This window comes from candidate division WOR-3 bacterium, assembly GCA_011052815.1.
GTDB lineage: Bacteria > Hydrothermota > Tepidihabitantia > SM23-42 > SM23-42 > DRIG01.
In genome coordinates this window covers 16528-27136 of the sequence record DRIG01000083.1, presented here as the reverse complement: position 1 = coordinate 27136, position 10609 = coordinate 16528, and the positions used below count along the sequence as shown (strand labels likewise).

Genomic DNA, 10609 nt, shown 5'->3' with positions numbered 1-10609 from the left:
TTGCGGGAATAGCGTTTCCCTTGAGGAAGGTATCGACGAGTTTCCGCGTGTTGATTGCATGGGCGAGCGCTTTTCTGACCAACCTGTTGTCAAAAGGTCTCTTCTGACAGTTTATGCATAGAAAATATGTGGATAATTCAGGGATGGTGTGGATCAAATCAGGCGTTTCTTTGCGGAGATTCCTGAGTTCCTCTCCCATCGGAATATATATTGAGAGTATTCTCTTTTTGAACAAATTATAACTTTCTTTTTCATCTTCTATAATCAAAAAATGGAGTTCGTCGATGGACGGTCTCCCTTCAAAATAGTGATTATTTGCCGTCAGAATTATTTTATTTCCTTTTTCGATATTCACAAGCTGAAAAGCCCCTGTTCCGATCACCGGATCTTTGTCAAAATACGGATCAGCGATGTTTGATGCAAAGTTCGCCAGAATGGGTAGAAACGGATATTCCAGTTTCATACTCAGAGAAGTGTTGCTCAGAATTTTGATCTCAATCGCATGCTTGTTTCTCGTTTTGAGATATTCTTTGGCTCCCTTGATCATATCAAAAAAACCGAAATTCGGTCCTTCCAGAGTTTTGATTATCGCATCTTTTATGTGTTCTGCTTTAAGGGGTGCGCCATTCTGGTATTTTAACCCCTCCCGCAGTCTGAAGGTGTACTCGGTACCGTCCTGAGAAATAGCGTATTCTTCACAAAGAGCAGGAATCAGATCCACGCCTTCACCGAATTGAAACAATCCCGAAGAGAAATTACAGATGACCCGATGGGAATTTACGTCTGTTCTCATATCTGGTTTAAACGTCAGGGGATTATCAGGCAGCGCGATTCTGACGACCTTCTTTCTGGTCTTTATTGAAGGGGCTTCAACCGGATGTTTCTTAAGGAGGGTCCTGAAAGAAGTGCAGATTCTTGAGAGGCGAAGCAGGAGATTTCTGTATTCCTGCCATACTTCTTTCAAAACAGAGCTGTTGCGGTTCAACTCCTCGACTGAACCGGCGATTTCAGAGGTATGCTCTTTTTCTTCTTTAAAGACCCGGATGATGTCGTCGAGGAACAGTTTTATCTTTGAATAATCAGGATATTTAATCTCTTCCGGAAGCGTGATGATCTTTTCCCTGCGAAAACGCTGAACATTTTTTTTGAGCTGGGTTATCTGCGGGACAATTTTTCCAAAAGCCTTTTCTGTTTCCATCTCAAGCGCCACAAACTGCTGTACTATGGATGATATCACATCAAGATGCTTCACACTTCTTCCCTCTTCAATCTTGGCGAAGACGGCCAGTGTTTTTATTCTTGAAAAGATTTTGGTGGTGGTCGAAACAAGATTTTCAATTTTTTTAATCTCTTTATTTAAATCATCACCCAGTTTATTCAAATCTTTACAGACATTCTGTGTCTGCTCCAGAAAATCGTCAATCTGTTCTGTATACTCGAGAACATTGGACATTCCCACCCCGAGGTTTTCTTTGTCCTTTTCCAGAAGGTCTATAGAACTTTCAAGTGCGTTAATCTGTTTTATGATTTCCGTAATGTTTTTATAGACCCTGCGATGAAACAGGGGCGGGGTTTTGATCTCTGAAAACTTGTTAAAAGTCCGTATGTTTTCATTTATAAAGAAATTCACTTGTTCGCTTAAAACCCCGTTACCGCCTTCACCAATTTTTTCAACAGCCCCCTGGGTACTCTTGAGGGTTTCAAGAGTTTGAGAAAGGGAGTTGATTTGGGCGCAGCGCAACGATATATCATCGATTGTATTCAATGATGATAAAAGTTGCTCTTGTAACATCCCGAGTTCTTCGTTTACCACGGTCTTCAATCGATTGTTGATGGTATTGTTCTTATCGACCCGTGCTATTATTTCATCCAGAGATGAAGTCGTTTCATCTATGATTTTCAACCACTCAAAGGATTTGTCGAGTAGTTTTTGAGCGGCGGTCGACAGTTCCATGATATTCTGGAGTTTTTGAATCACCGGTTTGGTGATTTTATTAAGCCTTTGCAGTTGTTTGCTGAAGTCATAAAACGGTGCCTGGGCGAGTTTGGCGAGGGTCAAGCACTCTTTTGCGATGATCGCAAGCCCTTTACCTTCTTTTTTCGCCCGATGGGCTTTTATTTCAGTATTCTTGGCGAGGTTTGCCAGCGATTGAGCCGATTGAATAAAAACCCCGGCGTTTTCCTGAATTTCCCTGAGTATCTCTGTCGTTGATCTGAGTCGTTTACTCGTCACAAATAATCTGCTTCCTGTTTCCTTGAGCGTTCTTTCATAAGAAGAGAACAGTTCCTTTACTTTATTAATATCCTGCTGAAGGGTCTTTGAATAATCCTGGATTATCTTGAGGAGTTCGTCTCCGCGCGAAAAGAACATGAAAAGACTCTCTAACTGACTGACGAGTTTGTTTATAACTTCGCTGTTTTTATTCAAGAGAGAAGAGATATTATTTACATATTCACTCAGGTTTCTGGTCTCCCCAAGATACTCTTTAATCTGTCGCATAATTATTAGTAGCGGCGGAGGGATTTGAACCCCCGACACAGAGATTATGATTCTCCTGCTCTGCCAGCTGAGCTACGCCGCCTTAATTTAAATTATATCTAAAAACAATTTATTGTCAATGATCCAATCCCGATGCAGATAAAAGTACGGCGTAAATTAGAGCTGACTCCTCTCCACTTTTCTTATAGTGTCAGCAGAACTGATTGAAGTGATATTTGTCATTCCTTTGTTCCACTCAGGACAACATCTGAGTTTGCCTTCTTTCTCTGTCATTCTGAGTGAAGCGAAGAATCTTTATCAGTCATTAGTCATTGAGATTCTTCAGTCGTCTGCTTCGGGCAGGCTCCTTCAGAATGACAAAAGAGCGGGCGGAGGGATGATAAAAAAGTGGAGAGGAGTCAGAAATTAGAGATATTGACACATCGGTAAAAGTCATTATACTTAAATAATGGTGAATTTTGCTCTGATTTTCTTCACCCTATTTCAAGGCGCAGGTAATATACCGTTTTCCATGCCTGCTGTCCAGAACAGTTCACCCCTGATCGATATCAGAGGTGAACATACCTGGACGACGAACGGCCCTTACGGTGGTTTTATCTTGGATGTCGAAGCCCTCGGCAATACAGTATATATCGGCCTTATCGCCAACGGTGTATACCGCCTTAACAATGCGGGTTACTGGCAGCCGAGAAGGGACAGCATTCGATTCTTTAATATTCAATGTATTGCAGGTATAGACCCCACCCACCTTCTTGCCGGGACCGAAAGGGTCGGTCTCTGGTTCACGGTTGACGGAGGTTTGACCTGGCAGCAGAACAATACGGTTCCGGTGAACAGTACTGTCCGGGATATTTTTCGATACACACCGGACACCCTTTTTCTCTGCACTGAAGTACATGGGGTGTATTCTTCCCGTGACAGCGGTGCGACCTGGACTCACCTTAATTCCCTGCTCGATTCCCTTTACTACACCTGTTTCACCAGGAATCCGGCTGGCCCGGCCATCTATCTCGGAACCGAAGGTTACGGCATATTCAAGAGTATAAACGCTGGCCTCACCTGGAACAACTATTCGACCCCTGCAGCGGATGTTGAGGTGCTGAAATATTATATAGACAGTTCTTCACTGGAATATCTTTATGCCGGATGTAGTGACGGTCTATATATCCAGCACCTTCCTGATACCACGACCTGGGACACAATTTCAACCGCCAGCACCCACATCAGTGATATCGCACGCAAAGGAGATACTGTTTTTGTCGCAACCATGGGAGCCGGTATTCTGGTCGGACTCCTTGGAGATACATTATTTCAGCAGAGCAATCAGGGATTGCCGTATCTGGTCGTAAATTCGATCGAAGTGGCGGGAGATACAATTCTCATTGGAACGAGCGGAGGTTTTTTCTATTCGGGTGACAACGGGCTGCACTGGTATGAGAGGAATGACAGTCTTAATGCCAATGCCAGTTATGACATAAAGACGAACAGCTTATCTTTCCAGTCGGTCTATACTGTAACTCTCGGAGGCGGCCTTTATAAAAGTTCAGATAATGGAGAATCCTGGTTTAGATACGGAGTGATTCCGAACATTCCCTATTTTTCCTCAATGGCGGTGAACCCTTTGGACAGCGCTAATATACTGATAGGTAGTTTTCTGGGAGTTTACCGGACGACGAACAGTGGAGCGAGCTGGCAGTTTTCTTATCTCGGGTACCGCGTGGTTTCAACGATAGAATTTGACCCAACCAATCCCGTGGTTGCATATGCCGCCACCAGTGATCAGTTTTACCGCAGTACAGATAACGGTCAGTCCTGGATACCAGTTGATTCAGGCCTTTATTATAATGATATCGCAACGAGTGTTAACCTTCCGGGTACCATCTATATTGCGACTGACCACGGTGTTTTCAGGAGTGATGATTACGGCGCCACTATCTATCAGATAGGTTTACCAGACACAGCGGTTGTGAGTGTCGCCATAGATGGGTATTATCCGAATCTGATTTATGCCGGGCTTCAGTGGGTGAATACCGGTGTCAGCGGTGTAAGGCGCTCTTCAGACGGCGGTTTTACATGGACCCCCACAGGTTTTCCCGATCTTGCCTGTTACGACATTGAGACTTTGTATGATGTTCCATTTTTTGTTAACGCCGTAGCCAGTGATTGTCAATGTTTTCAATCCCTTGACGGCGGAAGCAGCTGGTTCGCCCTGGGGCCGATTTTCAACGGTAATGAAGCACATTCATTGACATTCAACCACGCCCTCCATTCATTGTTCTTGGGAAATTATACTGGCGTGTATGTGTATACTGATACGACCCGTCCTTCAGTGTCGATAACTTCTGTGGATTCATTCACACCGGATGGTGATTCAATCAATGATGAGATTGTCTTTTACACCAGTGCTTCAGACACCCACGGCATTCTTTACTGGAATGCAAAAATTCTTCGGGATACTGTTGAATTCATCAATATGGAAGGAATCGGGATACCGCCGGACTCAATCATCTGGGACGGATTCGACAGTACCGGTGTATTACTGAAAGACGGAATATATCAGGCGAGACTTTACGTCTATGACGGGTTTTTTAATCTTGATTCCGCGACAAAGGTATTCACGTTACATAAAGAACCGATGATTTCGGGAAACGAAGACGCCACTTCATTCCCCGCAGGAAGAAAGATCGCGGTAGATTATAACGGCACCATTCATGCGGTCTATTCTACATTCTCTCCCGGAGAAATTTTCTACACCACCTCGGTGGACGGCATCAACTGGTCTGAACCGCTCGACCTGAGCAACTCACGCCACGAATTTTCCGTGAACCCTTTGATTGTAATTGACAGTAATATTGTTTATGTCTTCTGGGAAGAAGAGGCGGCGGATTCGCATGAAATTTTCTGGCAGCGTTCAGCAGACGGAAACTGGTTTCCTTCACCCCGAAGGCTCTCGAGAACAGAGGGTCCTTCAGTTTTTCCCTCAGCCGTCGCGACGTCGGACCGGGATATTCATCTTGTCTGGGCGGAAAAAGCCAACGGCGAAATTTTTTATGCACATTATGATTTTTCCTCGGGTTTCTGGGATTCAGTGATTAACATAAGCGGGACGGTTGATGAGTCACGCGACCCGTTTATTCTGAATCTCAACGGGATATATGTTTTCTTCAGTGACAAGACGAACCAACCGAATTTCGACATCAGGTACCGCCGTTGGGACGGTTCGAATTGGCTGGCTGAATCGACATTGACGTCGACACCGGGAAATTCGTTCTCATCGATGGGGGTGGCGGATCAACTCGGAAGAATCCACTTTTTCTGGGTGGATACAACCCCGGGTAATTATGAGATTTATTACAAGCAGTTCATCCCGAATTCAGGGTGGAGCGCCGATACCAATATCAGTCAGACTCCTTACAAATCAAACCACCCCACGGTCTCCCTGGATGCTTCCGGAAATGTGTATCTGTTCTGGGAAGATTCGATCGACATCTATCGTAAGGTGCTGGACCATCAGCTTGGCTGGCTGCCGGCTGAAAATATAAGTCAGTCTTCGGTTAAGTCCCTATATCCTTCCTCTTCATTCGGCGGAGATCTTGTTTGGACCGAAGGAGATTCCACTCCCTATGACATCATTTACTATAAAGATCTGATTCCGGATACGACGGATCCCGCTTTCGTCATCACCGCTCCGGAGACGACCTATCTTAATGACACCCTCCACATAACTTTTTCTGTGGATGAAGAGATCCAGGGACTGCCTGAGGCATGGTTGAAGAGTGCGGTGGCCGAATCGCTTGCCTTTACCATTACTTTTGATTCTTCTTATTATTATTCGGGTGATGTTCTGGTTTCCGGCATCACTCCGGGCAGTGGAGTGGTTTTGGTTCGGGGGAATGACCTTGCGGGTAACAGCGGTTATAATGAAAGGGCGATTTTCATCGATTCAGTCGATATCGTTCCTCCGGCTTTTTCGATTACAGCGCCGGACACCACATACCTGACCGATACGTTAAGAATCAGTTTCGTCGTCAGTGAACAGTTGAGCGGAATGCCCAGTGCCTGGCTTTTTGATAATATGTCGGACAGCCTTCAGTTTGATACACTCCAGTTGGATTCAGCCCTACATTATTCCGGCCGGGTGTTTGTCGACAACTCGGTTCTGTCCGCAGGTATGGGCAATATCCGTATCAGGGGGACCGACCTGCACGGAAATCCCGGGACGACAGACAGTAGTATATATATACACTCCATTCTGTTGCCGGATACCATTCCACCGGAATTTGCTTATTCTCCCGAGACTTTATATATCGGTGATCTTTCAATGATTTTGTTTACAAGCAGTGAGGTGTTGGACAGTCTGCCGATTGTCTGGTTGACGGATACAACCGGTGATTCTTTACGACTGGATGTAACGCAGGACTCAAGTCAGGGTTCGCTGCATTTCTTTTCAGCCGTTGATACGATAATCGGTCTTGCGATCGGAGAGGCGCAGCTGGATATCTTCGGCTCTGACACCGCCGGGAATTCAACAGATACAAGTTATACTGTATGGATTGATACAAAAGGAAATCTTTTGCCGAGAGATTCCTGCTTCGCATTCCCGAATCCGACACGCAAGGATTATGTGAAGTTTATGTTCTATTTGAATCAAAACGCCTTTTTAAAGATCGATATCTTTACGCTGTCCGGTCGTAAAATATACTCTATTGAAGAACAATATTTTGAAGGGGGAAGACTCTATGAAACGACGATGTCGGTGGCTGATCTGGGAAGCGACATCTATATCTTCAGGGCGACGGCAAGGACGGATAATGAGGAAGCCATAGTGATGAAGAAGTTCGGAGTAATAAAATGACGCCGCGATTCAGAAAGATATTCTGTTCTTCCTTCGGGGAAAAGCTATGATGGCGATACTTCTGTCCGTAATCATCTTTTCTCAATCATCAGGCGGTTTTGAATTTTTAAGAATCGGGGCGGGCAGTCGTTCGACCGCGGTCGGTGATGCCTATACCGCACTTGCCGATGACCCTTTCGGCGTCTTTTATAATCCGGCGGGAATCTGTAAAATCGGTTCACCGTACTTTTCGAGTTTTTACGGACGTTGGTTTATGAATACAACCCTGGGAGGAATGACCGGAGCTTTGCCGGTGGGGAAAGAAAGTGCCGTAGGTTTTGCACTGAAAGGTTTATACACCGACAGGATTGAACGCCGCAGTGAAGAAGATCCCTGGAATTACAGTTATTACAACGCCTATTTTTTGACTCCTTCAATCGACTATGCACGGAGATTCGGAAATTTGGGAGTCGGCTTGGGACTGAACGGTATCGCCGCCAAGATAGAATCTTCCTCAGGATATAGTCTGTTTTTGAACAGCGGGGTGATATATTACAGCGGACGGTTCAATCTCGGACTTTCTTTTTTGAATGTCGGTCTCAAGACATTGAATACCGCTCTTCCTGTTTCAATCAGAACCGGTCTTTGTCTTAAACCGATGGAAAAAGTAAACCTGGTTTTTGATTTCATTAAGCCGTTGAAAGATGATTTCACCTACTCATACGGTATTGAGTTTTCGCCGTTGTCACAATTTACTTTGCGCCTCGGCTGCAACAATGAAGTCTTCACCAGTAATTTTTTCAAAAAAATATCCGGTGGTTTCGGCATTACGGTGGGGAACTTATTGATTGAATATGCAGCGGTTTCCCGCGGTATATTCGGGTTGACGCATCTATTCACTCTCTCATATCATATTGTTCCTTCAAAACCGGCTGAGCAAAGATTTGTCAAAGAACGGCTCACGAGTGAGACGTATCTTCAACAGGGGATTGATTATTACAACCAGGGAAAGTATGATGAAGCGTTGACCGCCTGGGACCTGGCGCTTATATGGCAACCTGACAACCAGGAGGCAATCGACTGGACGAACAGACTTCAGAGGGAATTGAAAGCGAGAAATATAAAGTTCTTTCTCGACGACGGCAGGGCTGAGTTCAATCAGGGGAATTATCTGGATGCGATATTCTATTTTGAGAAGGTCCTTGATCTGGCACCGGGACAGAAAGAGGCGGATTCTTTGAAGTCTGAGGCAGAACGCAGAATCAAGGAGGGTATCTCTTCTCAGATAAAAGAAAAGACCGATCAGGGATTGCTTGCATATAAGAAAGGAGACTATTTAGACGCAGTTAAATTCTGGACTGAAGTTCTGAAGATCGAGCCGCAGAACAGCACCATCAAGAAATATATTGAAGATGCAAACCAGAAGATGGTCAAGGAGATAAAAGATGCGTTGAAAAAGATCAACATCTACCTTTCGCGAGGGGAATTGAAAAGGGCCCGGCGTCTTGTCGAAAAGATGTTGCAGAAATATCCGAAGCAGGAGAATTTGACGAAACAGAAGATCTTTGTCGATCAGAAGATCACCGATAAAATCAACAGCCATTTGACAAAAGGGCGAAATCTTTATAACGCAAAGGACTACTCAAAAGCAGAAAAGGAATTTCAGAAGGTCCTGGAGTATGATGCAAAAAACGCCCAGGCACTGCTCTATCTCGATAAAATAAGGAAAGAACTCTCTATCGGCAAGAAAGAAGAGGCGGAGCGTTATTATCTGCTCGGCATAGGTGCTTACACCAAGAACGATTTCGCCCTTGCCATAGAATACTGGCAAAAGGTGCTTGAGATTGATCCGGCTTATCCCAATGCCGAAAAAAATCTCAAACGGGCGCAGTTGAAACTCCGGGAATTAAACAGATGATTTTTAAACTCCCCGCCTCAGGAAATCACCCGCGTTAAAGATGCGAATTCCGATCCGTATAAAATTCAGTCTTTTGATATTTCTTTTAATCTTGATTATAACCGGTGTAATCTTCTGGTTTACCCTGAACCGGGTGAGAAATTCATTGATTCAGGAGATAAAACTTCAGGGTGAGATTCTTGCAAATGTCATTACCCTGAACGCCGAAGATCCCTTGATAACAAACGACGACCTTTATCTTGCACGATTGGTGACCGATGCGGTCAAGAATGAAGGGGTCGGTTATGCATACATCGTTGATAACGACAATATTATCCGGGCACACAATAAAATCGAACTGGTGGGTAAAACGGCTGAAGAATTTAAACCACCGCCTTATTTATATAATGTTACATTACCCATTCTCTTAGCCGGGAAGAAAGAGATCGGCAAGGTCAGTGTCGGCCTTGAAACCGAACGGATTGAAAACACCACCTATGCGATGCAGGTCGTTCTTATCCTCATTTCCGTCTCCGGTCTGTTGATCGGTATTCTCGGAGCGATGCTTTTATCGAATTACCTTACAAATCCTATTCAGGATTTAGTGAAGGGGGTGAAATCAATCGCCAAAGGCGATTTTGACCAGCGGATTGAAAAGAAGTCCAATGACGAAATCGGAGATTTGACCGAAGCCTTTAATGAGATGACGAAGAGTTTGAAAGAAAAAGAACAGATAAAAGACGCCTTTCGTCGATATGTATCGCACCAGGTCGCCGAAGAGATTTTCAAAAACCCCGCCAAATACATTGAAACGTTAAAAGGAACCCGACGGAAAGTAACGATCTTCTTCGCTGATATTCGGGGTTTTACTCCGCTTGCCGAGCGTCTTCCTGCAGAAGAGGTCGTTTCGCTTCTGAACGACGTCCTTACGAGTATGACCAACAGTATCTTCCGATATGAAGGAACGATTGATAAATTTCTCGGTGACGGCCTGATGGCGGTTTTCGGTGCACCGATCGTCCATAAGAATGACACGGACCTGGCGATTCATGCGGCGGTTGATGTTCAGAAATCCATTAATTTGATGAATGAAGAGCGGGCAAAACAGAACAAGGATTTGATAAAGGTCGGTATAGGAGTCCATACCGGCGAAGTCGTTGTCGGTAATATCGGGACAAAAGAAAGGTTAGATTACACTGTAATCGGTGATTCAGTCAATCTCGCCTCGCGGCTTCAAGGTGTCGCAGGAGGCGGTGAGATCATAATTTCAGAACACGCCTTTCAGGAAGCGTCGGTTCCTTACAAGTTTTCTGAACCGATGCTCATCAAGGTCAAAGGCAAAGCCGAACCGATTAAAATATACCGGGTGTTGTATTAA

The 10609-nt window shown here is 44.7% G+C and carries 5 protein-coding genes and 1 tRNA gene; 4 read left to right on the top strand and 2 right to left on the bottom strand.

The window, feature by feature from the left end; all coding sequences use genetic code 11:
• Together ENI34_07620 and ENI34_07615 are read right to left on the bottom strand one after the other, a co-directional pair.
• A partial coding sequence (locus ENI34_07620) for a hypothetical protein (protein HEC78990.1) occupies positions 1–2500 on the bottom strand: 2500 nt, incomplete at its 3' end.
• Positions 2501–2506: 6 nt separating this feature from the next.
• Positions 2507–2582, bottom strand: a tRNA-Met gene (locus tag ENI34_07615).
• Between the two features lie 105 nt (positions 2583–2687).
• On the opposite strand from ENI34_07615, the gene ENI34_07610 reads away from it, so the two are divergent.
• Genes ENI34_07610 through ENI34_07595 form a run of 4 tightly spaced genes read left to right on the top strand, consistent with a single transcriptional unit; the run spans position 2688 to position 10609 of the window.
• Positions 2688–2909, top strand: a complete 222-nt coding sequence (locus ENI34_07610) for a hypothetical protein (protein HEC78989.1) — start codon at positions 2688–2690, stop codon at positions 2907–2909.
• 39 nt (positions 2910–2948) lie between these two features.
• The gene (locus ENI34_07605; GenBank protein HEC78988.1) at positions 2949–7355 is read left to right on the top strand and encodes a hypothetical protein; all 4407 of its coding nucleotides are present in this window, start codon (positions 2949–2951) and stop codon (positions 7353–7355) included.
• A gap of 46 nt (positions 7356–7401) precedes the next feature.
• Positions 7402–9252: a tetratricopeptide repeat protein gene (locus tag ENI34_07600; protein ID HEC78987.1), complete on the top strand. Its 1851-nt coding sequence runs from the start codon at positions 7402–7404 to the stop codon at positions 9250–9252.
• A gap of 40 nt (positions 9253–9292) precedes the next feature.
• The gene (locus ENI34_07595) at positions 9293–10609 is read left to right on the top strand and encodes a HAMP domain-containing protein (protein ID HEC78986.1); all 1317 of its coding nucleotides are present in this window, start codon (positions 9293–9295) and stop codon (positions 10607–10609) included.